We start from the raw sequence: 23882 nt of genomic DNA on the forward strand, positions 1-23882 counted from the left end.
GCCGGCTTCAGCCTTCCGGCGCCTCGGCCGAAGGCTTGCCGTCGCCTTCGGGAAAGAAGCAGGCCGATTTCTGCGTGGCCCCGTCGAGCAGCGGGCGGACCTTGCGGCACTTGTCCTGCGCCTTCCAGCAGCGCGGCGCGAAGGCGCAGCCCGGTGGCACGGCGAGCGGCGAGGGCAGTTCGCCCTCGAGCTTGATCCGCTCCTTGGCGGCCTCCGGATCGGCACGCGGCGTCGCCGAGAGCAGTGCCTTGGTGTAGGGGTGCTGCGGGTTGTCGAAGATCATGTCCTTCGGGCCCGTCTCCACCGCCCGGCCCAGATACATCACCTTCACCTCGTCGGCGACGTGGCGCACCACCGACAGGTCGTGGCTGATGAACAGATAGGCCAGCTGCATCCGCTCCTGCAGGTCGATCAGCAGGTTCAGCACCGAGGACTGGATCGACACGTCGAGCGCTGAGACCGGCTCGTCGAGCACCAGCACCTCGGGCTCCAGCATCAGCGCCCGGCCGATGGCGATGCGCTGCCTCTGACCGCCAGAGAACATGTGCGGGTAGCGGTCGAAATGCTCGGGCCGCAGGCCCACCAGTCGCAACATCTCGCGCGCCTTGGCCTCCCGCTCGGATGTCGGCATCTGGGGGCGGTTGATCAGCAACGGCTCCATCAGGATCTGGCCGATCCGCTGGCGCGGGTTGAGCGAACCGTAGGGATCCTGGAACACGATCTGCACTTTGGAACGCAGGCTCTTCCACGCATCCGGCGTGGCGTCGGTGCCCGCGATCGACAGCTCGCCGCGGGTCGGCTCCTCGATCAGCGTCACGACCCGGGCGAGGGTGGACTTGCCGCAGCCGGATTCACCGACGACGGCGAGGGTGCGGCCCGGTGTCAGCTCGAAATCGAGATCCGACAGCGCGCGCACCACGCGCGGCTTGGAGAATAGCCCGCCGCCCACCTCGTAATGGCGGGTGAGGCCGCGCGCGGTGACGACGGGGCCGGTTTTGGCGGTCGGGGCGTCTGTGGTCACGGCACTCACGAGGCGAGCCTTTCGTCGGTGTTGAGCGGGTAGTGGCAGCGCGCGAGGCCGAGATCTGGCCCGCGCGGCGCCGGCGGCACCTTGCGGCAATGGTCATCCGCATAGGGGCAGCGCGGCGAGAACAGGCAGCCCTGCGGCCGGTCGAACTGTCCCGGCACCACGCCGGGGATGGTCGGCAGCCGCTTGTCGGTGGCGCGCTCGGGCAGGGCGGCCAGAAGCGCCGAGGTGTAGGGGTGATGCGGCGACCGGAACAGCGGACGCACCGGCTGCTCCTCGACCTTCTGGCCCGCGTAATGCACCGAGACGCGCTGCGCGGTCTCGGCCACCACGCCCATGTCGTGGGTGATCAACACCAGCCCCATGCCGGTCTCGTCGCGCAGCCTGACAAGCAGGTCGAGGATCTGCGCCTGGATCGTCACGTCGAGCGCGGTGGTCGGTTCGTCGGCGATCAGCAGCTTGGGGTTGCACGAGATCGCCATGGCGATCATCACCCGCTGGTTCATGCCGCCCGACATCTGGTGCGGAAACGCCTTGAGCCGCTGTTCGGGGTCGGGGATGCCAACCAGATCGAACAGCTCCAGCGCGCGGGCCTGCGCGGCCTTGCGGTCCATGCCGAGATGGATGCGCAGCGCCTCGCGGATCTGGAAGCCCACGGTGAAGCAGGGGTTGAGCGAGGACATCGGCTCCTGGAAGATCATCGCCAAATCCTTGCCGACGATCTTTCGGCGGGCGCGGGCCGACATCTTCGACAGGTCGTGACCGTCGAAGATCATCTCGTCCGCCGTCACCTTGGCGGTCCAGGGCAAGAGCCCCATCAGCGCCAGCATCGACACCGATTTGCCGGAGCCGCTTTCGCCGACGATGGCCAGCACGTCGCCCTTGTCCACGTCGAGATCGACCTGGTCGACGGCGCGAAAGCGGCCGCCGGTGGTCGCGAACTCGACCGAGAGGTTGCGCAGTCTCAGAAGACTCATGAGATCAGCTCCGCTTCAGTTTCGGGTCGAGCGCGTCGCGCAGACCGTCGCCCATCAGGTTGATGGCGAGCACGGTGATCAGGATCGCGAGGCCGGGCAGGGTGACCACCCACCACGCGCGCAGGATGAACTCGCGCGCCTCGGCCAGCATCGTGCCCCATTCCGGGGTCGGCGGCTGCGCGCCCATGCCGAGGAAGCCGAGCGCGGCCGCGTCGAGGATAGCGGTGGAGAAGGACAGCGCCGCCTGCACGATGATCGGCGCGAGACAGTTCGGCAGCACGGTGACGAACATCAGCCGCCACAGCCCGGCACCCGCGACGCGGGCCGAGGTGACGTAGTCCTTGCCCAGCTCGCCGATCACGCTGGCGCGGGTCAAGCGCACGTAATGCGGCTGCAGCACGATCGCGATGGCGATCATCGCGTTGGTAAGCGACGGCCCGAGGATTGCCACCAGCACCAGCGCCAGCAGCAGCGACGGGAAGGCGAGGATGATGTCCATCAGGCGCATGATCAGCGCGTCGAGCCATTTCGGCGAGAAGCCCGCCAGAAGGCCCAGCAGGATGCCGCCGGAGGCGGCGACCACGACCACGACGATGCCCACGAAGAACGAGTAGCGCGCGCCGTTCAGCAGCCGCGAGAGCATGTCACGGCCCAGCGGGTCGGTGCCCAGCGGGAAGCTCCAATTGCCGCCCTCCTGCCACACGGGCGGGATCAGCGCGAATTCGCGGAACTGCTGAGTCGGATCATGCGGCGCGATCCACGGCGCGGTGGCCGCGACGATCACAAAGGCGACGAAGACCCAGAAGCCGAACACGGCACCGCGGTTTTCACGGAAGTAGAACCAGAACTCGCGCAGCCGACCGGGGCGCTCTTCGACCTGGGTTTCCACCTCTTTTGAGAGTGCGTGGTCCATCAGCGCTTCCTGATCTTGGGGTTGATGAGGCCGTAGAGCAGGTCGACGGTCAGGTTCACCACCATCACCATCACGGCGATGAGCAGCAGGCCGCCCTGCACGACCGGGTAGTCGCGGCGGAAGATCGAATCGACCATCCACTTGCCGATGCCCGGCCAGGAGAAGATCGTCTCGGTCAGGATCGCACCGGCGAGCAGCGTGCCGACCGAGAGGCCGATCACGGTGATGACCGGGATCAGCGCGTTGCGCAAAGCGTGCAGACCGTTGATCCGGCCCGGCGGCAGACCCTTGGCCCGAGCCGTGCGGATGTAGTCTTCACCCAGTACTTCGAGCATCGCCGAGCGGGTCTGGCGCGCGATTACCGCGAGCGGGATGGTCCCGAGCACGATGGTCGGCAGGATCAGGTGCCGCACGGCCGAGGTGAAGGCCCCGTCCTGGCCCGAGATCAAGCTGTCGATCAGCATGAAGCCGGTGACGTCGTCGAAGTAATAGAGCAGGTCGATCCGGCCCGAGACGGGGGTCCAGCCCAGATTGCCCGAGAACACGATGATCAGCAGCAAGGCCCACCAGAAGATCGGCATCGAGTAGCCCACAAGCGCGGTGGACATCAGCGTCCGGTCGAAGAACTTGCCGCGGTTCATCGCGGCGATCACGCCCGCCGGAAGGCCCAGCGCCACCGCGAAGATCATCGCGCAGATCGACAGCTCCAGCGTCGCCGGGAACAGCGCGAAGAACTCGTCCCAGACCGGGCGCTTGGTGACGTAGCTGTTGCCGAGATCGCCTTGCAGCACGCCGGTCAGGTAGTCCCAGTACTGGGCGAGGATCGGCCGGTCGAAGCCGAACTGCACGACCAGCTCGTCATAGCGCTCCTGCGTCATGCCGCGCTCGCCCGCCATGACGATGATCGGATCGCCCGGCAGCACGCGGATGAAGGCGAAGGAGATGAGGGTGACGCCGATGAAGGTCGGCAGGAAGGTCGCGAAGCGCGACAGCACGTAGCGCAGCATCTCAGCGGCCCGTCATATCGGGGCCGGACCGCGCGGAGGCGGCGGTGCCGTGGAAATCGAGGGTGACCATGCCGGTACGGGTCTCCTGTTGCGGGTGATCGGGCAATCGGGGTCTCGGTCGGCGGCAGAACCGTCGGTTCCGCCCTTGAAGCGCGCCACGTATCACAGACTTCACGGACTTGTCGAGTTTTCGTGATGCCTGACGCCGGGTCGTGACCCGAGCCTGCGCCCCCGGTGACGCGACGGTCAAGCGCCATGCCCCGGATATGCGAAAGGTCCGGGGCCATGACGGCCCCGGACCCCGGTTGCGCTGTCGCGCGGTTTATTCGGCGATCGAGACGTTGTCGAACAGGTGGCCGCCCAGCGGGTGCACCACGTAGCCCTCGACCTCTTCGCGCATCGGCATCGAGACGACCGAATGGGCGATCGTGGCCCAAGGCGCCTGCTCCTTGAAGACCATCTGCGCCTCCTCGTAGAGCGCGGCGCGCTCTTCCTGGGTGGATTTGGTCTTGGCTTCCTGGATCAGCGCCTCGAACTCCTCGTTGCACCACTGCGCCCGGTTCGAGCCACCGACGCCGTCACAGCCGAGCAGCACGGCAAGGAAGTTGTCCGGATCGCCGTTGTCGCCGGTCCAGCCGAGCAGCACGGCACCGTCGCGCTCGACGTCCTTCGAGCGCTCGAGATATTCGCCCCACTCGTAGGAGACGATCTCCACGTCGACGCCGATCTCGGACATGTCTTCCTGGATCAGTTCGGCCATGCGCCGGGCGTTCGGGTTGTAGGGGCGCTGCACCGGCATCGCCCAGATCTTCATGCTCAGATCGCTGACGCCGGCCTCCTCCAGCATCTGCTTGGCAGCCTCGGGATCGTAGGGATCGTCCTCGACCGCGTCGTTGTAGGACCACATGGTCGGCGGGATCGGGTTCTTGGCGACCTTGCCGGAGCCCTGGAACACCACGTCGAGGATGGCCTGCTTGTCGATCGCCATGTTGAGCGCCTTGCGCACCTCAGGCTGATCGAACGGCGCCTGCTGGGTGTTGTAGGCGAGGTAGCCGACGTTCAGGCCTTCCTGCTCCATCACCTCGATGCCCTCGGCTTCCTTCATCGCGGCGATGTCGGCGGGGTTCGGATAGGGCATGACGTGGCACTCGCCCGCCTGCAGCTTTTGATAGCGCACGCTGGCGTCGGGAGTGATCGCGAAGATCAGGTTCTCGACCTTGGCGGGCTCGCCCCAGTAGTCGTCGAAGCGCTCGTAGCGGATCACCGCGTCCTTCTGGTAGGCTACGAATTCGAACGGGCCGGTGCCGATCGGCTGCTGGTTCAGCATCTCCGGGTTGTCCGCGACCGCATCGGCATACTCGGCCGAGAGGATCGAGGCGAAGTCCATCGCCATGTTGGCGACGAAGGGCGCCTCGGGGCGGGTCAGCTTGAACTTGACGGTGTAGTCGTCGACCTTCTCGATGCTCTCGATCAGGTCGGGCATCGACATGCCCTGATAGTATTCCCAGGTGCCGCCCGAGGCCATGTGGAACGGGTGGTCGTCCTTGCCCTGGCGATCGAAGGAGAAGATCACGTCGTCGGCGTTGAAGTCACGCGACGGGGTGAACTGGTCGTTCGAGTGGAATTTCACGCCCTGGCGCAGCTTGAAGGTGATCTCGGTGCCGTCCTCGGACACCTCCCAGCTCTCGGCGAGGCCCGGGACCACTTCGGTGGTGCCGGTCTTGAACTCGACCAGCTGGTTGTAGACCGTGTGCGACGAGGCGTCGAAAGTGGTGCCGGAGGTGTAGAGCGCCGGGTCGAAGCCCTCGGGGCTGCCTTCCGAGCAATAGACGAGGTTCTGCGCCTGGGCGGCGCCCGCAAGCGCGAGGGTGGCGGCGCCAGCGGCGAGCCATGTCTTCATCTTCATGTCGTTCTCCCTGTCAGCCCGACCTTCTCCGGCACATGTTTCGCCGGTTGGCCGATGCGTTGTGACGGCAGCCTGTCCCAGCGGGACGCGTCAGGCAAGACCCCCCGTTCCTCTGACCCGGCGGAAACGAGACGATCCGACCGGCAATGAGGGCGCCCGTCCGGCGGCGCAGCCCGTCTTGCGGGCGCCTGCGCGCAGGGCCATGGTCGCGCGAGCAATTCCGGACCCCGATTCATGGCCTTCCAGTTCCGCTTTCCCGCGCGGCGCGCGGCGCGTCCCGCCCGCGCCGGGCACGACGCGCCGCGCACCGCCATGCGGCCCGAGCCTCTGCTCGGCATAGCGCTGGTGGCGCTGACCGTCTGCGTCACGCTCAAGGATTGGGCTCCCGCGACCGGGGCAGGCCTCGCCGCGGCATTGCTGGTTCCGGTCGTCGTGGCCCTGCTGGCATGGCGGCTGCGCGGGCGGCGGCTGGGCTTCGTGGTGGTGGCGCTTCTCGTCACGGCGGCGCTCTGGGCGCAGGGCGGCGACTGGTCCGCGCAGGTCATGGCCGGTTTCGGCTCTGCGGCATTCATCGGCGCCTTCTTCGTTGCGCTCGCCACGCTGCGCTCGGCGGCCGAGACTTCGCCTGCGATCCGGGCCTGCGGCCAGTATCTGGCGGCGCAGCCGCCCGGGCGGCGCTACCTCGCCCTGACCCTGGGCGGTCAGGCCTTCTCGGTGCTGCTCAATTACGGCTCTATCGCGCTTCTGGGCAGCCTCTCGGTCGCCAGTTCCGAGCGCGAGCCGGACCCCGAAATCCGGTTTCACCGCACCCGGCGGATGCTGCTGGCGATCCAGCGCGGCTTCGTGTCGGTGCTACCATGGTCGCCGCTCTCCTTCTCGGTCGCGATCACCGGCGCGCTGCTGCCCGGTGCGCCCTATAAATCCACGGTGCTGCCCGCGATGGTAACCGGGCTGATCGTCGCCGGCACCGGATGGGCGATGGACCAGATCTTCAAGCCGAAGCTCTTGCGCACCCCGGTGCGCCACGCGCCCGAGGGCGGCCCAAAGGCGGTGCTGCCGCTGGTGCTGCTTCTGGCGCTGCTCGGTCTGCCGGTCTGGCTCCTGCACGTGGCCTTCGAGGTGCGGGTGGTCGGCGCGGTGCTTCTGGTGGTGCCGCTTCTGGCGCTGGGCTGGGTGCTGTTGCAGGAGGGCCCGCGCGGGGCGCTCACGCGGGCGGGCCGCTACACCGCGTGCGAGCTGCCGCGCTACCGGCCCGAGCTGACGTTGCTAATGATGGCGGGATATATCGGCACCGCGGGGGCAGGGCTGCTGGCGCCGCATGTGGCCGAGTTCGCGCCGCTGATCGAGGCGCTGCCCGGGCCGTTGATCCTTGGCCTGCTGGTCTGGTTCATCCCCGTGACCGGTCAGGTCGGCATGAACCCGATCCTCGCAGTGACGCTGCTGTTCCCGCTGCTGCCGTCCCCCGAAGCGATGGCGGTGAGCCCGGTGGCGCTGTTCATCGCGATCACCGCCGGCTGGGCGATATCGGGGATCACCTCGCCCTTCACCGCGACGACGCTGCTCACCGGCAATTTCGCCGGCAAGAGCGCGCTGCATGTCGGGCTGAAGTGGAACGGCGCTTACGCGCTGGTCACCGGCGTGCTGCTGACGCTCTGGGCGGTGGGCTTCGGCCTGTGGTCCTGAACGCGCGATCTGGAACTTCTCCGCCGGGCACTGTATGTGCCAACCCCATCGACTGACGCAAGGTGAGGCACATGTTCGAGACACGCATCATGCGCGAGGAACTCGCGCGGCATTACGATCTCGCGCCATCGGTGGAGGCGGCGGAACGTCAGGCCGATCTCTACGCCCGCATGGACAAGGTGCTGAGCCCGGTCGACTGGGCGATGCACGCCCCCTATGTCGAAGCGATCAACAAGCTCAAGCGCGAGCGCGACGCGGTGATCCTCGCACACAACTACATGACGCCCGAGATCTATCACGGCATCGCCGACGTGGTCGGTGACAGCCTGCAGCTGGCGATCGAGGCCACGAAGGTCGAGGCGCAGGTGATCGTGCAGTGCGGCGTGCACTTCATGGCCGAGACCTCGAAGATCTTGAACCCGGCCAAGACCGTGCTGATGCCCGACATGGAGGCTGGCTGTTCGCTGGCCGAGAGCATCACCGCCGAGGGCATTGCCGAGATGCGCGCGAAATACCCCGGTGCGCCGGTGGTGAGCTACGTCAATACCACCGCCGAGGTGAAGGCCGCCTCGGACATCTGCTGCACCTCGGCCAACGCGTTGCAGATCGTCGAGGCGATGGACAGCGACACGGTCATCATGACCCCCGACCAGCACCTCGCGCGCAACGTGGCCAAGGCCTCGTCGAAGCGCATCGTCTGGTGGGAGGGCAGCTGCATCGTGCACGAGCAGTACACCGCCGAAGAGATGCGCGCCTACCGCGCCGCCGACCCGGAGGTGAAGATCATCGCGCATCCCGAATGCACGACCGAGGTGACCGCCGAGGCCGACTTTACCGGCTCCACCAGCGGCATCATCGACTGGATCGACCGCGAGCGCCCGAAAAAGGCGCTTCTGGTGACCGAATGCTCGATGGCCTCGAACATCACCGACGCCTTTCCGGACGTGGCCTTCCAGAAGCCGTGCAACATGTGCCCCTACATGAAGATGATCAGCCTCGAAAAGGTGCTGTGGTCGCTGCACACCCTGTCGCCCGAGGTGGTCGTCCCCGAAGAGGTCGCGGTGCCGGCGCGCCGCGCGGTGGAGCGGATGATCGAGCTGTCGCGCAGCCTGGCCAAGGCCTGATCTTGACGATGACCCGCCTGCGCACCGAGCGCGTCGTCATCATCGGTGCCGGTCTCGGCGCGATTTCCGCCGCCCTCGCGCTGGCGCCGCGCCCGGTATTGATGATCGCGCCGGAGCCGCCGGGGCAGGGCGCGAGCAGCGCCTGGGCGCAGGGCGGCGTCGCCGCCGCCATGGACGCCGCCGACAGCCCCGAGGCCCATGCCGCCGACACGGTGGCGGCGGGCGCGGGCACCGTCGACGCCGCCATCGCCGATCTGGTCACGCGGGCGGCGCGCGAGCATATCCACGAGCTGACCGGTCTCGGCACGCCCTTCGACCGCGATGCGCAAGGCGGCTACGTGCTCTCGCGCGAGGCGGCGCATGGCGCGGCGCGGGTGGTGCGGGTCAAGGGCGATCAGGCCGGTCGGCAGATCATGGACACGTTGATTGCCGCGCTGGCGCGCACGCCGTCGGTGCAGGTTCTGCCCGGCGCACTGCTCACCGGCATCGCGGCCTCCGGCGGCCGTGTCACGGGGGTCGAGATCGAGGCCGTGGAGGGATCGGCCCCGGTGACCATCGAGGCGCCCGCCGTGCTGCTCGCGGGCGGTGGCTCGGGCGGGCTGTGGCTGCACACGACCAACCCGCCCCGCATCCGGGGCCAAGTGATCGGCGCCGCGGCGCGCGCGGGCGCCATGATCGCCGATGCCGAGTTCGTGCAGTTCCACCCCACCGCCATCGCGACGGGCGAAGACCCGCTGCCGCTCGCCACCGAGGCGCTGCGCGGCGAAGGGGCGTGGCTGGTCAACGACGCAGGCCAACGTTTCATGTCGGCGCTGCATCCCGATGCCGAACTGGCGCCGCGCGACATCGTCGCCCGCGCTGTCTTCGCCGAGCGGCAGGCGGGCCGCAACCCGGCCCTCGACACCCGCGCCGCCCTAGGCCCAAGCGTGGTCGAGAAGTTCCCGGCGGTGGCCGAGGCCTGTGCGCGGGCTGAGATCGACCCAATCGCGGGGACCATTCCGGTCGCAGCCGCCGCGCATTACCACATGGGCGGCGTCGAGACCGACGCCCGGGGACGCAGCAGCCTCGAAGGCCTCTGGGCCTGCGGCGAAGCGGCTTCGACCGGTCTGCACGGGGCGAACCGCCTCGCATCGAACGGGCTCCTGGAGGCGCTCGTCTTCGCGCGTCGCTGCGCCGAGGACATCATGGGCGAGACAGGCATGCCCGTCACCGCGCCCGAGATCGCCGTGGCCTTCGGCCCCGGCGGCCACCGTCCTGCACCCGAAAACGTGGCCGCTTTGCGCCGCCTGATGACGGACCATGTCGCGGTGCTGCGCGATGGGCCGGGGCTGCGCCGCGCGCTCGCGAGCATCGCCGCGCTGGAGGCCTCCGAGCCCGCGCCTGTGTTCCGCACCATGACCGCGACCGCCACGCTGGTCGCCGCCGCGGCCCTGCGGCGTACCGAAAGCCGGGGCGGCCATTGCCGCATCGATTTCCCCGAGACCGACCCCGCGCAGGCGCATCGCAGCCGCCTGACGCTCGAAGATGCCTTGAAGATCCGCGCCGGATGCGCGGCCACGGAGACCGCATGACCCTGATCCCCGACCTGTTGCTCGAGCCGATGGTGCGCCATGCGCTGCACGAGGATCTGGGCGCCTATGGCGACGTCACCACCCGCGCCGTGATCCCGGCCGACACGACCTATGCCGCGCGGATCAATGCGCGAGAGGCGGGCGTGGTCTCCGGCATGCAGATCGCGTCCATCGCGTTTCGCCTCGTCGACCCGACACTGCGGGTCACCACGCGCCTCACCGACGGTGCCGCCTGCGCCCCCGGCGACACGCTGATGGAGATCGAGGGCTCGGCCGCCTCGATCCTCTCGGCCGAGCGCGTCGCGCTCAACTTCGCCGGGCGGCTCTCGGGCATCGCCACGCTGACCGCCGGTTTCGTGAAGGAGACTGCCGGCACCGCCACCCGCGTCACCTGCACCCGCAAGACCACGCCGGGACTGCGCGCCGCCGAGAAGCTCGCGGTGCTGCATGGCGGCGGCTTCAATCATCGCTACGGCCTGTCGGACGCGATCCTGATCAAGGACAACCACATCGCGGCGGCGGGCGGCATCCGCGCCGCTCTGCAGGCCGCGACGGCCTCGGCCTCGCACATGCTCAAGATCGAGATCGAGGTCGATACGCTGGATCAGCTCGCCGAGGTGCTCGAAGTCGGCGGCGCCGATGTCGTGCTGCTCGACAACATGTCGACGCCCGATCTCGCCCGTGCCATCGGGATGGTCGGCGGGCGCCTCGTGACCGAAGCCTCGGGCAACATGCGGCGCGAACGGGTGGCCGAAGTCTGCGCCACCGGGGTCGATTACGTCTCCTCCGGCGCGCTGACCCATTCGGCGCGCACGCTCGATCTCGGGCTCGACTTCTAGGCGGCGAGCGCCTTTTTCGGTGCGGGCGGGGCAGCTGCGGCCCGCGCCGCGGCATCGCGATCGGCGGGCCAGTATTGCCGCGCGGCGGCGAAGGCGAATTGCAGCGCCAGACCGGTGCCGAGCATCATCGTGTCGAGCGCGAAGTTCTCGCCGGTCTCGGTCTTGATGCCCTGGATCAGGTAGATGGTGATCGAGCCCAGTGCAAAGACCGGCAGCGCCTGCCGTCCGAGCAGCGCGAAGGGCGCGGCGAGCCATGAGGCGCAGGCGCGGCGCACCGCGCCCCATGATGCCAGCACGTAGAACAGCGCCAGCAGGTGCAGCAGCCGCGGCAGGTTCAGATATGGCTTGCTGAAGCTGGTCATGAAGCCCGGCACGCCCTGCTGGTTCGCCATCCAGAGCAGGTGATTGCCGGTCTTGCCGAAGCCCGGAAGGTTCATCCAGGCCAGCGACAGCACCAGAAAGGCCACGGCCACCCCCATGATCCAGCGCCGCGCGGGCACGAGCCTGCGGCCCTGCTTGGCCATGATGCCGGTGACGAGGCCCAGCACGAACAGCAGCTGCCAGGCCGGCGGGCTGAACTGCCAGCCGCCCGTGGGGTAGTTGGGCAGCGTCAGCCGGAAATGCGCCGCCGCCATCCACAAGAGCGCCGAGGCCCCGAGGGTCCAGAGCGGTCGCCGCACCGCCGCCCAAAGCACCAGCGGCGCCGCCATGAGCAGCACGAAATAGAGCGGCAGGATGTTGGCATAGCCGATCTGGAAGCCGAGCGTCGGCACACCGATCAGAAAGCCCAGCGGATCACGGAACAGCAGGCCCATGCCGTGCTTCCAAAGCATGGCGGGCATGTCGGCGAAACGCGCGAGCGCCGCCGCGATCGCCAGCGCGGAAAAGGTGATCAGCAGGTGCACGAGATAGAGCGTCCAGGCCCGGCGCCAGATCTTCGCCACGCTCTGCCACGGCCAGCGGACCCGGAAACCCGCCGAATAGGCCAGACCGGCCGAGATCCCCGCCATCAGCACGAAGCCCTCGGCGGCATCGGAAAAGCCGAAATTACGGCTGGTCCAGTCTTCCCAGAAATTGCCCGGCACGTGGTTGATGAAGATCATCACCAGCGCCAGCCCGCGCAGCACGTCGAGCCGGGGGTCCCGGGGTTTCGGCAGCTGGCGCGCTACCGGGATCGAGACGGTTTGCTCAGGCATGTTGCGGCTCCTGCCGGGGGTGGGCGGCCTCGTTGTCGCTCAGCGGGGCCCAGGCCGCGAGAACCTCGTCCTGCTGGCCGAGGATCGGGTCGGGCCGGGTTTCAGACGGCACCGCGAATAGCGCGCGGCAGGGCAGGGAGGTGGCCCAGATCACCAGCGGTGCCGCGATCATCGGGCCTGCGACCGGGATCAGCCAGCCCACCAGCTCGGGCGACAGCCGCCAGGTGGCGGCCAGACCGGCGAGGCCCGCGACCGAGATCCAGCGGCTCGCCTGCCAGCTCTCGACGAGGCCCAGCCGGCCCTCGCCGCGCGCCGAGGCCGGCCAACCGCCGTCGCGGCCCGATAGCACCTGCAGCACCGAGCGGGTTTGGAACATCAGGAAGATCGGCGCGGTGACGCTCGACAGCGCGATCTCGGCCAGGGTCGAGGCCATGAGGCGCACCGACCCGCCGAAGCCCGCCGCGCGGCCCGAACGGATCGCCTGCACCGCGATCATCAGCTTGGGCAGAATCAACAGCCCGAGCACGCCGATGATCAGCCCGGCGGTGCGGGTGGTCTCGTTGGGCGGCAGCACCGGAAAGGACCAGCCGGGGAGCGGGAAGTAATCCGGCTCGACCCGCAGCGCCGGGGCGATGATCGTCGTGGCGAGGAAGCCCAGCCAGAACAGCGACGAGACATAGGCGAGAATGCCCTGCAGGAACACGAAGCGGCTCCAAGGGCGCAGCCCCGGCGCGGCCAGCAGCCGCGCGTGCTGCAGGTTGCCCTGGCACCAGCGGCGATCGCGCTTGGCATGGGCGAGGATGTTCTCGGGCCCTTCCTCGTAGGAGCCCGCGAGATCCTCGTCGAGCCGCACGATCCAGCCCGCCCGCGCCAAGAGCGCCGCCTCGACATAGTCGTGGCTCAGGATGTGACCGCCGAAGGGCGGCGGCCCGGCGAGGTCGGGAAGCGCGCAGCTCTCCGCGAAGGCGCGCATCCTCACCATCGCGTTGTGGCCCCAGAACGGCCCGGTCTCGCCCTGCAGCCGCGCCACGCCGCGCGCGAAGATCGGCGAATGCAGCGCCGCCGAGAATTGCATCGCCCGCCCGAAGATCGAGCCGGCGCGGATCACCCCCGGGAGGCTCTGCAAGAGCCCGAGCCGTGGCTCGCCCGCCATGCGGCGCGCCATCTCGATGATGGTCTCGGCCGACATCAGGCTGTCGGCGTCGAGGATCAGCGCATACTCGTAGGCCGCGCCCGAGCCCTTGATGAAATCCTCGATGTTGCCCGCCTTGCGACCGGTATTGGAGGTCCGGCGGCGATAGAAGATGCGCCCTTCGGCATCTCGTGCCCGCAGCAGCGCGAGATACCACGCCGCCTCGCGCGCCGCGCCCTGCGCCGAGCGGGTGTCGGACAGGATCGCGAAATCGAACAGCCCGGCCTGCGGCGTCCGGGCCAGCGCCGCGTCCATCGCGGCGATGCGCGAGAAGGTCGCGCGCGGGTCCTCTTCGTGCACCGGCACGAGAATCGCGCAGCGGCCCTGTGGCTCGGCACGGCGTGGCGGGCGCGCGCGGCCCGGCCACAGGCCGAGCACGGCCTGCGCCGCGCCCCAGCTCAGCCAGAAAGTGGCCATCAGGATCAGCAGGCTGCGCGCGAACTCGACCCAGAGCCCGCCGGTCTGGCGCTGGGCGAAGAACAGGGTGAAGGCACCGGCCGCGAGCGCGAGGCTCGCGCCCAGCGCCGCGACCCGTGCCCGCATCGGGCCTGTCGGGGACATGTCAGGCGTCCAGACGCGGTGCCAGAAGTGCCCGTAGGCGGGCCAGGAGGGCGGGTGTCGCCGTCCGCTCCAGCCGCTGGCGCGGCATGGCCAGCGGGGCGTCGGGCAGCGCGCCGCGCTCCGCGGCCTCCGCTTCGAGGCGGGCGGTGTCGAGGTCGGGCAGCGAAAAGGTCCGGTCGAGCATCAGGCGTTGATCCACTGATAAAGCCAGGTTTCCGAGAGCTTGCGGCCGAAGCCGGCCACATGCGCGGTCAGTTCGACCGTAGCGTCGGGCGGGGCGGAGACATCAAGCACCGCGCGCCACTGGCCGCTGGCCTCGATCCGCTCCAGCGTCTGCGACAGGATCTCGCCGCCATGTGCCTCGGCCTTGAGCTCGACCTCGGCCTCGGCCGAAAGGCGTTCCAGCGCGCCACCCTTGAGATCAATGACGAATTTCCGGGTGCCGACCACGCTTTCGACACCCGAGACGCCGCCCGCCCCGGCCCGTGTCTCGGCCACATGGGCGGTCTCGGAACCGGTGCCGGCGGACAGATCGCCCCAGCGCAGACGGTAGGCGAACTCGCGCTCATCGCCTGCGGCAATTTTGCCTTCGGGCACCCAGAAGGCGACGATGTTGTCGTTTGCCTCGAGATCGGTCGGAATCTCGACGAGCCGGACCGCGCCGCGGCCCCAGTCGCCGATCGGCTCGACCCTGAGCGAGGGGCGCCGCTCGTAACGCGCGCCGCTATCTTGATAGTTCTCGAAATCGCGGTCGCGCTGGTACAGGCCGAAGGCGCGCGGGCTTTCCTCGCCGAAATAGGACGAGGCGAGGCGCGGCGGGTTGTTGAGCGGGCGCCACAGCACGTCGCCGTCGCGCCGCTCGATCCTCAGCCCATCGCTGTCATGCACGGCAGGGCGGTAATCGTCGAACTTGGCCCGGTTCTTTTCGGAAAACAGGAACATCGAGGTCAGCGGCGCGACGCCGAGCTGCTCCGGGCTGCGGCGGAAGAACAGCCGCGCTGTCACCTCGATCTCGGTGTCCTGCCCGGGCGTCACCACGAGGCGGTAGGCTCCGGTCAGCGTCTCGCCCTCAAGCGCGGCATAGATCGTCACCTGCCGGTCGCCCGGCTCCAGCCAGAACCGGCTGAAGCGCGGGAACTCCTCGGCGCGCGAGGTGGCGGTGTCGATGGCGACGCCGCGCGCGCTCAGCCCGTAACGGCTGTCGCGGCCCAGCGCCCGGAAGTAGCTGGCGCCGAGAAACGCCACCAGCTCGTCATCGCGATCGGGCCGGTTCAGGGGCGCGTTGAGCCTGAAACCCGCGACACCCGGAAGCTCGGCGATCTTCTCGGCCTTTTCGGAGAGGCGACCGTGATAATCGAAATCCTGCGTGTCGAAGCGCATCGGTTGGGCCATGCCGTCGCGCAGCTGGTAGAGCCGGACCGGCTCTTCGAACAGCCAGCCCATGTGGAAGGCGTGCAGCCGGAACGGCGTCTCGGCGCCGCGCCAGCGCGCGTTCTCGGGCTTGAAGGCGATGAGGCGATAGTCGTCGTAACCCAGCGGGCCCAAGGGCAGGGCAGGGCGCTCCACCGGGGCGGGGGCCTCGGCGGCGAGGGCCCGCATCTCTGCGGTCAGCATCTCGAAGTCGAAGGGGGTCGCCACGTCCTCTTCGGCCGGGGGGATCACCCTCGGGCGGTCGGTCTGGGCACGGAGCGGCGCGGCGCCGCCGAGGCCGGCCAAAAGCGTGGCCGAGGCGCCGATGGCGCGCAGCAGGCTCCGGCGGTCGAAGCGCGGTGAAGTCGTCGGGAAATCGGGCATGGCTGGTCTTTTAGGCGTTTGGGGCGCAACGGGAATCGCCCTGCGCGTTTCGTCTTCCCATGAGGCAGCCGGGCGCAGGTTGCAATGCGCTTGTCGGTCTACCAGCCATGCGTTGGCGGCTCTTGGCCAAGTCTGGTCAGCCCTGCGGCGGCAAGTGGATCTCGTGCCTCATTCCGGGCAGGCTATGGCTCTCGATCCGGGCCCCGATCTGCGCGCAGAGCCCGGCCACGAGCCGCGATCCCATGCCCGATCCGGAGCCGGGGCAGGACGTCGTCTCGGGTATGTCGGGCGCGACCCGTTCGGGGCCGTACCCGTCATCCTCGACCACCACCAGAAGCCCGCCATCCGCCTTGCGGGTCAATCCGAGGCGGATCAGGCCCGCGCCTTGCGGGAAGGCGTGCTTGATGGCGTTGGTGACCAGCTCGTTGATGACGATGCCAAGCGGCACGGCGAGGTCGAGATCGAGATCGAGGGGCTCGGCGGTGCAGTCGAGCCGAATGCCGGTGCCTTCGAGCAGGGAGCGGCGCAGCTTGGCCGCGAGATCCTCGAGATAGCCGCAGAAGCTGACGCGCCCGGCGCCCTCGGAAAAGCCGAGCTGCGCGTGCAGCGCCGCCACCGCCTCGATCCGCTCGATCGCCGCAGCAAAGGAGGCCGGGCCTTGGAATCGACCCGCCTCCAGCCGCAGCATCGACAGGATCAGGTGCAGGTTGTTCTTCATTCGGTGATTCAGCTCGGACAGCAGCGTTTGTCTATGTGTCAGCGCCGCCTCGCGCTCGGCCTCGTGGCGCTTGGTCTCGGTGATGTCGGTGATGGCGCCGATGAGCCGACGGCCGCCATCGGCGAGCCGGACCATTCGGCCGCGCATGCTGACCCAGCGTTGCGGACCATCGGGCGCCGCAAGGCGGTAGACCTGCGCCATTTCGGCGCCCTCGACACGGGCGTCGCGCATGCCCTCGCACACCGCGGCGCGATCCTCCGGGTGGACCCGGTCGAGATAGTCTTCGAACGGGCGCGGGACCTCGTTTTCGGATAGCTGGAACATCGCCTGCGCGCGGGCCGAGGCGGCGATCAGGCCGGTCTCCGGGTCGAACTCCCATGTGCCGATCGCCGCGATCTCGATGCTCATTCCCAGCATCATGGCCGAGCGTTCGAGCGCGGCTTCGCGCTCGCGCTGCTCGGTGATGTCGAGCATCACCCCGTCCCAGATCAGCGCACCATCCGCGCGCGGGCGCGGCTGCGACAGGGAGCGGATCCAGCGGCCTTCGCCGTCGGGCAGCACCAGACGCCCCTCGCAGTCCAGCCGGCTCATGGTGCTCACGGCCTCGGCATAGCGCGCCTGCATCGCAGGCAGATCCTCGGGGTGGATCATCTGACCCAGCGCCTCGGCGCCGAAACGGGCCGCGCCGCCCTTATCCCGTTCGCCGGCACGGCTGAAGAGCGGGTATTCGGCCCGTCCGCCGGGATGCACGATCCGCTGGAAGATGTAGCCCGGGAAATTCTCCGTGACGCTGCGCAGCCGAGCCTCGTTCTCGGCGAGGGTGATTTCGGCCTCGCGGCGGGCCGTGATATCGACACAGCTGCCTATGAACCCGATCAGCTCGCCATCCGGAGCGAAGCGCGGTGCGCCGGTATCCAGCATCCAGCGCCAGACGCCGTCATGCCGGCGAAGCCGGTATTCCACTTGGTAGGGCCGTCCCGCCGACAGCGCGATCCTGTAGGTGTCGAGCTTGTCGTGATCCTCATCATGGATGCCCGTGAACCAGCCCCGGCCCACTTCCTGCGACAGGGAGCGGCCGCGGAATTCGAGCCAGGCGCGGTTGAAGTGAATCCCGCCACAGACCGGATCGGCCACCCAGGTCGGCGATGGCAAAAGATCGAGCGCTGCCGCGAGCGCCTCGTCCTCGATCCCCGCGCCGCAGCGGTGGAGTTCCGTCACGCAGCTCTGACTCATATGCACCGCCACTCATGTACCACTACTTTAGAATAGGTCGATTTTCGGGATGCGCCCAAGCGCTCTCTGCACCGAAATGGAACCGGCGAATTGCCGCCGATCGGTGAGGGGATCGACTCGCTTCGATGCGTGGGAAGGTCGCTTTTCGGACAGTTTCCGCCGCCATCGGAATTGACCCATGGTCATGGCCCGGGATCGGCTGGTCGGGATCAGAGGAGAGATTCATGGGACCCCACGCCGCCCCGTTCGAGCGAGCCGAATACGAGCGCCGCCTTACCGCGACCCGCCGTGCCATGGCGGAGGCAGGTATCGACGTGCTCTTCGTCACCGACCCGTCGAACCAGAACTGGCTCACCGGTTATGACGGATGGTCGTTTTACGTGCATCAGGGCGTGATCCTGCCGCTCGACGGAGAGCCTTGTTGGTGGGGCCGGATGCAGGACACCGCCGGGGCGCTGCGCACCGTCTGGATGAGCGAGGCCTGCATTCTCGGCTATGACGACCGCTACGTGCAGTCGGCAACGCGCCACCCGATGCAGGATCTTGCCGCGCGGCTGATCGGCATGGGTCATGGGGGCGTGCGGATCGGCGTCGAGATGGACAACTACTACTACTCCGCCCGCGCTCATGCGGTGCTGGAGACCGGCCTGCCAGACGCGGAATTCGTTGATGCCACGGCGCTGGTGAACTGGCGGCGGCTGGTGAAGTCGGCCCCCGAGATCGCGCTGATGCGGCGCGCGGCGCGAATTTCCGAGACTATCGCCCGGCTGGCGATCGACCTGGCCGAACCGGGGCGCCGCAAGAACGAGCTTGTGGGCGAGGTGATGCGCGCCGCCGTGCGCGGGGTCGGCGAGGATTGGGGCGATTACGCCGCCATCGTGCCGCTGATGCCGTCCGGCGCCGATGCCAGCGCGCCGCACCTGACATGGAACGGCGAGGAGATGCGGCGCGGCGAGGCGACCTTCTTCGAACTGTCGGGCTGCGTCCGCCGCTACCACGCGCCGCTGTGCCGCACGGTCCATCTCGGCGAGCCGCCCGCCGACATGGCCCGCGCCGCCGAGGCGCTGACCGAGGGGCTGGAAGCCGGGTTGGAGGCGGCCCGGCCCGGTAACACCACGCAGGACATCGCCGCGGCGCTGCATGAGCCGCTGCGGCGCATCGGCATCCACCGGCCGAACCGATGCGGCTATCCGGTGGGGCTGAGCTATCCGCCCGATTGGGGCGAGCGGACCGCGAGCCTGCGCAAGGGCGACCTGACAGTGCTGGAGCCGGGCATGACCTTTCATTTCATGCCGGGCATCTGGATGGAGGGCTGGGGGCTGGAGACCACCGAGACGATCCTGATCCGCGACAGCGGTCCCGCCGAAACGCTGTGCGATCTCGACCGCAAGCTCTTCGTGAAGCCGTGAGCGTATTCGAGCAGGCGATCGCGCTCCTGTCCGAGATGGTGGCGCATCCGACCGTCTCGGACCGGTCCAACCGCGCCTTGGCCGAAATGCTGGCGGAGCGGCTGGCCGGGCAGGGGGCGCGGGTTTCGCTCTTTCCCGATGCGAGCGGCGACAAGGTAAATCTCGTGGCGTCCTTCGGGCCTCAGGCGGATGGCGGGCTGATGCTCTCGGGCCATCTCGACGTGGTGCCGCCCGGGGAGGGATGGTCTTCGGACCCGTTCCGGCTTCGGCGGGCGGAGGGGCGGCTTTACGGGCGCGGCACCTGTGACATGAAGGGGTTCAACGCAGCCTGCGTGGCGATGGCGCCGCGCTTCGCCACCTGCGGGGCGCCGGTGCATCTCGTCTTCACCCATGACGAGGAGGTGGGTTGCCTCGGTGCGCGGGCGCTGGCCGAAATCTTGGCCCGCGAAGGGCCGCGCCCGGCGATGGCGATCATCGGCGAGCCGACGCGGATGCGGGTGATCGAGGGGCACAAGGGCTGCCACGAGTACACCACGCGTTTCACCGGGCGCGACGGCCATGGCTCGGCCCCCGACCGCGGCATCAACGCGGCCCAGGCGGCCGCGCGTTTCGCGCTTCGCCTCGAGGCACTGGCGAGGGAGCTGAAGGCGATGCGCCCCGAGGGCGACTTCGATCCGCCATGGGCCACGATTAGCGTCGGGCGGATCGCGGCGGGCACGGCGCGCAACGTGATCGCGGGGCAAGCGGAGGTCGAATGGGAGATGCGCCCGGTCGATGCGGCCGAAGCGTCGCACGTGAAACGCCAACTCGCGGCATATGAGGCGGCGGAGCGGGCTGCCCATCCGGGGCTCGGCATCGAGACCGAGGTCTTCGGCGAGGTGGCGGGGCTGGAACCGCGCGCCGCCAATGCCGCGCGCGACCTGCTTCTGGATATCGTCGGCGGTACGCCCGGCCTCGTGCCTTTCGGGACCGAGGCCGGGATCTGGCAAGCGTTGGGCATGGATGCGGTGCTGTGTGGACCCGGCGACATCGCGCAGGCGCACCGCCCGGACGAGTATCTCGAAGAGCACCAGCTCGCCGTCTGCCTCGACATGCTCGACGGCCTCGCCACGCACCTCTAGAGACGCGGCCGGGCCGCGACCTTACTGCGCGGCGGCAGGAGCGTCGTCGCCCTCGGTCATGGCGCCATGGTCCATATCGCCATGGTCCATCTCGCGATGGCCCATGGCCTCGTGATCCATGTCGCCGTGATCCATGCCCTCACGGGGGGCGCCCGCCTCGGGGCGCGGCTCGACCACGAACTCGACCTCGACCGGCCCAGCCGTCTCGAAGACCAGCGTCGCGGCAAAACGCTCGTCGACCTCGAACGGGTTCTCGAGCCCCATGAACATCACGTGGCCGCCCCGACCGGGGGCAAGTGTCACCGTTTCGCCCGGCGCGATCTCGATGCGCTCCAGCGGCTGCATCGTCATCATGCCATCTGTTTCGACCGCCTCGTGCAGCGTGACCTTCGGAAAATCGGCGTCGACCGCGATCAGCGCGTCTGTGACATCGCCATCATTGCGGATCGCGAAGTAGCCGGCACCGGTGGTGGCGCGCTCGGCCGTCTCGATGGCGAAGGGATGCAGCACGGTCAGGCCGCCGCTGCCGTAGTCATGCGCCTGCGCTGCACCGGCGAGGCCAATGGCGGCGAGAAGGGCGAGGGGACGAAGGGTCATGGGGGATCTTCCTGAATGCAGGGGCGTTTCGCACATTGCACATAACAGTGGCACCTTGCCCGAAAAAGCGACCCGGCGTCGCAGCCCGCCCGGCCCGGCGGCGCGGGTCGCATTGACCCCATGCCCTTCCTCTGCGCCTCTGGCGCCCTAATCTGAGGCGTGATTCCGACGAAAAGGGCCATGGACATGACGCAGCCATCCGTATCGCGCGACGCCAACGCGCTCGCGCCGTTCGTGGGGGCCGTAGCGCGCGGGCCGGGGCGGGGCCGTCACCTGACCCGCGAGGAGGCGGCGCAGGCGCTGCGGCTGATCCTTGACGGGACCGCCGCGCCCGAGGCGGCGGGGGCGCTGCTGATGGTCATGCGCTATCGCGGCGAGGACGCGGCCGAGATCGCGGGCTTCGCCGACGCGCTGGCGAGCGGCGAGGACTGGCGCCGGGCCGCCCCCGATCTCGACTGGCCTTCCTATGCCGCCGGGCGAACCCGCGGCCTGCCGTGGTTCCTGCTCGCCGCCAAGCTGGTGGCGGGGGCGGGGCACCGCGTCGCGCTGCATGGCTGGAACGCGCATCGCCACGAGATTCGCGACGCGCTACCGGGCCTTGGCATTCCCGTGGCCGAGACCGGCGACGCGCTGGGCCGCGCGCTCGACAGCGCATCGATCGCCTATGTGCCGCTGGAGGCCTGGTCGCCCCACGGCTACCGGCTGATCCGCCTGCGCGAGGTCTTCGGCCTGAGATCCTGCATCAATACCGTGCTTCGGGTCGCCAACCCGTTCGGCGCGCGGGCGCAGGTCGAGGGCGTGTTCCACCCCCCTTATCGCGGACTTCAGGCCGATGCAGGTGCGCTGATGGGGCAGGAGAACCTGCTCATCCTCAAGGGCGCGGGCGGCGAGTTCGAGCGCAACCCCTCGAAGGAGATCGAGTTGTTCGGCCTGCTGGGCGGGGCGGAGGTCGATCTGACCGCGCAGGCGCTGCGCGACGAGACGCGGCGGCTCGCCGATCCGGGCGGCCGGCCCGAGGATCTGCGCCGGCTCTGGATCGGCGAGAGCGACGACGCCTTCGCCACCGCGCTGGTCACCGGCACCGCCGCGCTGGCTCTTCTGGCGCTGGGCGCCGCGCCGGGGCTGGCGCGGGCCGAGGCGCTGGCCGAGGCGCTCTGGCAGGCCCGCGACCGCGCCGCGCTGCCCGGAAAGGACGCGGCATGAAGGCCTTCCCGATGTTCCTCGCCACCACGGGGCGGCGCATCGTGATCCTTGGTGGCGGCGAGCAGGCGGCGCAAAAGGCGCGGCTGGTGATCCGCACCGATGCCGAGATCGTGGTGGCGGGGTTCGAATTCGACGAGGAGCTGCGCGCGCTGGCCCAAGAGGGGCGGGTGCGGCTCGAGGATGCCAAGGAGATCCGGGCCGGTCTGTTCGAGCGCGCGGCGCTGGTCTTCGTGGCCACAGGCTCGGCCGGGGCGGACGGGGCGCTGCACGCGCTCGCCAAGGCGCTGGGCGCGCCGGTGGTCAACGTGGTCGACCGCCCGGCGCTGTGCGACGCGCTCACCCCCTCGATCGTCGATCGCGATCCGGTCGTAGTCGCGATTGGCACCGAGGGCACCGCGCCGGTTTTGGGGCGGCAGATCAAGACCGCCGTCGAAACCATGCTCGAACCGCGGCTCGGGGCGCTGGCGGCGCTGGCGGGGCGAATGCGCGGCGCGGTGGGGCAGCGTTTCTCGGCCCGGGCGCGGCGCGATTTCTGGGTCTGGGTGTTCTCCGGACCGGTGCGCGCGGCCCATGCGGCGGGCTCCGAACGCCGCGCCGCGCAACTGCTCAAGGCGCGGCTCGACGAGGGCCCCGGCCCGGTCGAGGGGTCGGTGGCCTATGTCGGTGCCGGGCCCGGCGAGGCGGATCTCCTAAGCCTGCGCGGCGTCCGCCGGATGCAGGAGGCCGATCTCGTGGTGCATGGCCCCGACCTGCCGCCGGCGCTGCTCGAACTGGCCCGGCGCGACGCCGAGCGCCTCGTCTCCGACGATCCGGTGAGCGCCGGGCTCGCCGCAGCGCAGGAGGGCGCGCGGGTCGTGGTGCTGGTGCCCGGTGCCGCCGCGACGCTGCCCGAACCGCTGCAGGCCGCCCACATCGCGGTCGAACACGTGCCGGGGGTGGGCTAGACCACGGTGACGTGGGTGCCGATCTCGACCGCGTCGTAGAGCGCGATCACGTCCTCGTTGCGCAGCCGGATGCAGCCATTCGAGACCGAGCTGCCGATGGTCTCGGGGGCGGTGGTGCCGTGGATGCGGTAATAGGTGTCGCGCCCGTTGCGATAGAGATAGAGCGCCCGCGCCCCGAGCGGGCTCTCCGGGCCGCCCGGCACGCCATCGGCGTATTGCGCGTATTTCTCCGGCTCGCGCCCGATCATGTCGTCGGTCGGTCGCCATGACGGCCATTCCGCCTTGCGCTGGATCACCGCCGCGCCCTTGAACTCGAGCCCGGCGCGGCCGACGCCGACGCCGTAGCGCATCGCGATCCCGGGCCGGCGGATGTGGTAGAGATGGAAGTCCTCGGGGATCACGTAGATGTCGCCCGGCATCAGCCCCGGATGGACCCGCACCTCGGTCGGCAGGAGCGCGGAGCGGTCATGGGCGCGCGCAGTCCGTGCGATCGGCGCCATGAGCCCGGCAAGGAGAAGGCTGCGGCGTGTGATGCTCATCTGGTCGTCCTCATCAGTCGTTCGGCCTAGCCCGCGCTGCCACGTTCGTACGGCGACAGCCGGCCCGGATGTCTCAGCCGATGGCTTTCGCCGGATAGCCCGCCTCGGCGAGCTTGGCGCGCACCGCCTCGGCCGGTGCGGCGCTGGCGATCTCGGCGGTGCGGCTCTCCAGATCCACGGCGACGCTGGCCGATGGATCGAGCTCGCGCATCGCGGTTTCCACGGCGGCGCGGCAATGGCCGCAGCTCATGTCGGGGATCGAGTAGGTCGCCATCGGTGCCTCCTGCGAAAGATGTGCATTCGATATGAGGGGGCGCTGGGCGGTCGG

General features: G+C 69.3%; 21 protein-coding genes. 8 read left to right on the forward strand and 13 right to left on the reverse strand.

What is annotated here, in order from left to right:
- Positions 1–7: 7 nt before the first annotated feature.
- The 5 genes from LOS8367_RS06410 to LOS8367_RS06430 all read right to left on the reverse strand — a co-directional run bounded on the left by LOS8367_RS06410 (position 8) and on the right by LOS8367_RS06430 (position 5830).
- A complete protein-coding gene (locus tag LOS8367_RS06410; protein ID WP_207569229.1) occupies positions 8–1030 on the reverse strand; it encodes an ABC transporter ATP-binding protein in 1023 nt (340 codons plus the stop codon).
- Entirely contained in the window at positions 1027–2004 is a 978-nt protein-coding gene (locus LOS8367_RS06415) for an ABC transporter ATP-binding protein (RefSeq protein ID WP_085895660.1), read from the reverse strand. Before LOS8367_RS06415 ends, LOS8367_RS06410 begins: the two co-directional genes overlap by 4 nt.
- A gap of 4 nt (positions 2005–2008) precedes the next feature.
- The gene (locus LOS8367_RS06420; protein WP_085895661.1) at positions 2009–2917 is read right to left on the reverse strand and encodes an ABC transporter permease subunit; all 909 of its coding nucleotides are present in this window, start codon (positions 2915–2917) and stop codon (positions 2009–2011) included.
- Positions 2917–3924 (reverse strand): ABC transporter permease subunit, encoded by a 1008-nt coding sequence (locus LOS8367_RS06425; protein ID WP_085895662.1) that lies wholly within the window; start codon positions 3922–3924, stop codon positions 2917–2919. Before LOS8367_RS06425 ends, LOS8367_RS06420 begins: the two co-directional genes overlap by 1 nt.
- A 322-nt stretch (positions 3925–4246) precedes the next feature.
- Positions 4247–5830: an ABC transporter substrate-binding protein gene (locus tag LOS8367_RS06430; protein ID WP_085895663.1), complete on the reverse strand. Its 1584-nt coding sequence runs from the start codon at positions 5828–5830 to the stop codon at positions 4247–4249.
- Positions 5831–6064: 234 nt separating this feature from the next.
- On the opposite strand from LOS8367_RS06430, the gene LOS8367_RS06435 reads away from it, so the two are divergent.
- The 4 genes from LOS8367_RS06435 to nadC all read left to right on the forward strand — a co-directional run bounded on the left by LOS8367_RS06435 (position 6065) and on the right by nadC (position 11047).
- Positions 6065–7513 (forward strand): hypothetical protein, encoded by a 1449-nt coding sequence (locus tag LOS8367_RS06435; protein ID WP_106535000.1) that lies wholly within the window; start codon positions 6065–6067, stop codon positions 7511–7513.
- Positions 7514–7584: 71 nt separating this feature from the next.
- Positions 7585–8637 (forward strand): quinolinate synthase NadA, encoded by a 1053-nt coding sequence (gene nadA, locus LOS8367_RS06440; protein WP_085895664.1) that lies wholly within the window; start codon positions 7585–7587, stop codon positions 8635–8637.
- Positions 8638–8645: 8 nt separating this feature from the next.
- A complete protein-coding gene (locus tag LOS8367_RS06445) occupies positions 8646–10208 on the forward strand; it encodes an L-aspartate oxidase (RefSeq protein WP_085895665.1) in 1563 nt (520 codons plus the stop codon).
- A complete protein-coding gene (gene nadC, locus LOS8367_RS06450) occupies positions 10205–11047 on the forward strand; it encodes a carboxylating nicotinate-nucleotide diphosphorylase (RefSeq protein ID WP_085895897.1) in 843 nt (280 codons plus the stop codon). Before LOS8367_RS06445 ends, nadC begins: the two co-directional genes overlap by 4 nt.
- Here nadC and LOS8367_RS06455 read toward each other — a convergent pair.
- The 5 genes from LOS8367_RS06455 to LOS8367_RS06475 all read right to left on the reverse strand — a co-directional run bounded on the left by LOS8367_RS06455 (position 11044) and on the right by LOS8367_RS06475 (position 17741).
- Positions 11044–12243 carry an OpgC family protein gene (locus LOS8367_RS06455; protein ID WP_085895666.1) on the reverse strand — a complete coding sequence of 400 codons (1200 nt, stop codon included), beginning with the start codon at positions 12241–12243 and terminating at the stop codon, positions 11044–11046. The two genes, nadC and LOS8367_RS06455, sit on opposite strands and share 4 nt — an antisense overlap.
- Positions 12236–13996 carry a glucans biosynthesis glucosyltransferase MdoH gene (gene mdoH, locus LOS8367_RS06460; protein WP_085895667.1) on the reverse strand — a complete coding sequence of 587 codons (1761 nt, stop codon included), beginning with the start codon at positions 13994–13996 and terminating at the stop codon, positions 12236–12238. The genes LOS8367_RS06455 and mdoH overlap by 8 nt, the downstream gene beginning before the upstream one ends.
- A gap of 1 nt (position 13997) precedes the next feature.
- Positions 13998–14180 carry a hypothetical protein gene (locus tag LOS8367_RS06465; protein ID WP_085895668.1) on the reverse strand — a complete coding sequence of 61 codons (183 nt, stop codon included), beginning with the start codon at positions 14178–14180 and terminating at the stop codon, positions 13998–14000.
- On the reverse strand, positions 14180–15790 hold the full coding sequence (locus tag LOS8367_RS06470) for an OpgD/OpgG family glucan biosynthesis protein (protein ID WP_085895669.1): 1611 nt from the start codon (positions 15788–15790) through the stop codon (positions 14180–14182). Before LOS8367_RS06470 ends, LOS8367_RS06465 begins: the two co-directional genes overlap by 1 nt.
- A gap of 136 nt (positions 15791–15926) precedes the next feature.
- Positions 15927–17741: a PAS domain-containing protein gene (locus LOS8367_RS06475; protein ID WP_085895670.1), complete on the reverse strand. Its 1815-nt coding sequence runs from the start codon at positions 17739–17741 to the stop codon at positions 15927–15929.
- A 224-nt stretch (positions 17742–17965) separates the two neighbouring features.
- On the opposite strand from LOS8367_RS06475, the gene LOS8367_RS06480 reads away from it, so the two are divergent.
- Together LOS8367_RS06480 and argE are read left to right on the forward strand one after the other, a co-directional pair.
- A complete protein-coding gene (locus LOS8367_RS06480) occupies positions 17966–19150 on the forward strand; it encodes a M24 family metallopeptidase (RefSeq protein WP_085895671.1) in 1185 nt (394 codons plus the stop codon).
- Positions 19147–20271, forward strand: a complete 1125-nt coding sequence (argE, locus tag LOS8367_RS06485; protein ID WP_242665517.1) for an acetylornithine deacetylase — start codon at positions 19147–19149, stop codon at positions 20269–20271. The genes LOS8367_RS06480 and argE overlap by 4 nt, the downstream gene beginning before the upstream one ends.
- A gap of 21 nt (positions 20272–20292) precedes the next feature.
- Here argE and LOS8367_RS06490 read toward each other — a convergent pair whose 3' ends face one another.
- A complete protein-coding gene (locus LOS8367_RS06490) occupies positions 20293–20868 on the reverse strand; it encodes a copper chaperone PCu(A)C (RefSeq protein WP_085895672.1) in 576 nt (191 codons plus the stop codon).
- 186 nt (positions 20869–21054) lie between these two features.
- Here LOS8367_RS06490 and LOS8367_RS06495 point away from each other — a divergent pair, with 186 nt between their 5' ends.
- Positions 21055–22071, forward strand: a complete 1017-nt coding sequence (locus LOS8367_RS06495; protein ID WP_085895899.1) for a glycosyl transferase family protein — start codon at positions 21055–21057, stop codon at positions 22069–22071.
- The gene (locus tag LOS8367_RS06500) at positions 22068–23015 is read left to right on the forward strand and encodes an NAD(P)-dependent oxidoreductase (protein WP_085895673.1); all 948 of its coding nucleotides are present in this window, start codon (positions 22068–22070) and stop codon (positions 23013–23015) included. The genes LOS8367_RS06495 and LOS8367_RS06500 overlap by 4 nt, the downstream gene beginning before the upstream one ends.
- Here LOS8367_RS06500 and LOS8367_RS06505 read toward each other — a convergent pair.
- Together LOS8367_RS06505 and LOS8367_RS06510 are read right to left on the reverse strand one after the other, a co-directional pair.
- Positions 23012–23554 carry a L,D-transpeptidase gene (locus LOS8367_RS06505; RefSeq protein WP_085895674.1) on the reverse strand — a complete coding sequence of 181 codons (543 nt, stop codon included), beginning with the start codon at positions 23552–23554 and terminating at the stop codon, positions 23012–23014. The two genes, LOS8367_RS06500 and LOS8367_RS06505, sit on opposite strands and share 4 nt — an antisense overlap.
- A gap of 73 nt (positions 23555–23627) precedes the next feature.
- Positions 23628–23828: a heavy-metal-associated domain-containing protein gene (locus LOS8367_RS06510; protein WP_085895675.1), complete on the reverse strand. Its 201-nt coding sequence runs from the start codon at positions 23826–23828 to the stop codon at positions 23628–23630.
- Between the last annotated feature and the right edge of the window lie 54 nt (positions 23829–23882).

Source organism: Limimaricola soesokkakensis, from assembly GCF_900172345.1.
GTDB lineage: Bacteria > Pseudomonadota > Alphaproteobacteria > Rhodobacterales > Rhodobacteraceae > Limimaricola > Limimaricola soesokkakensis.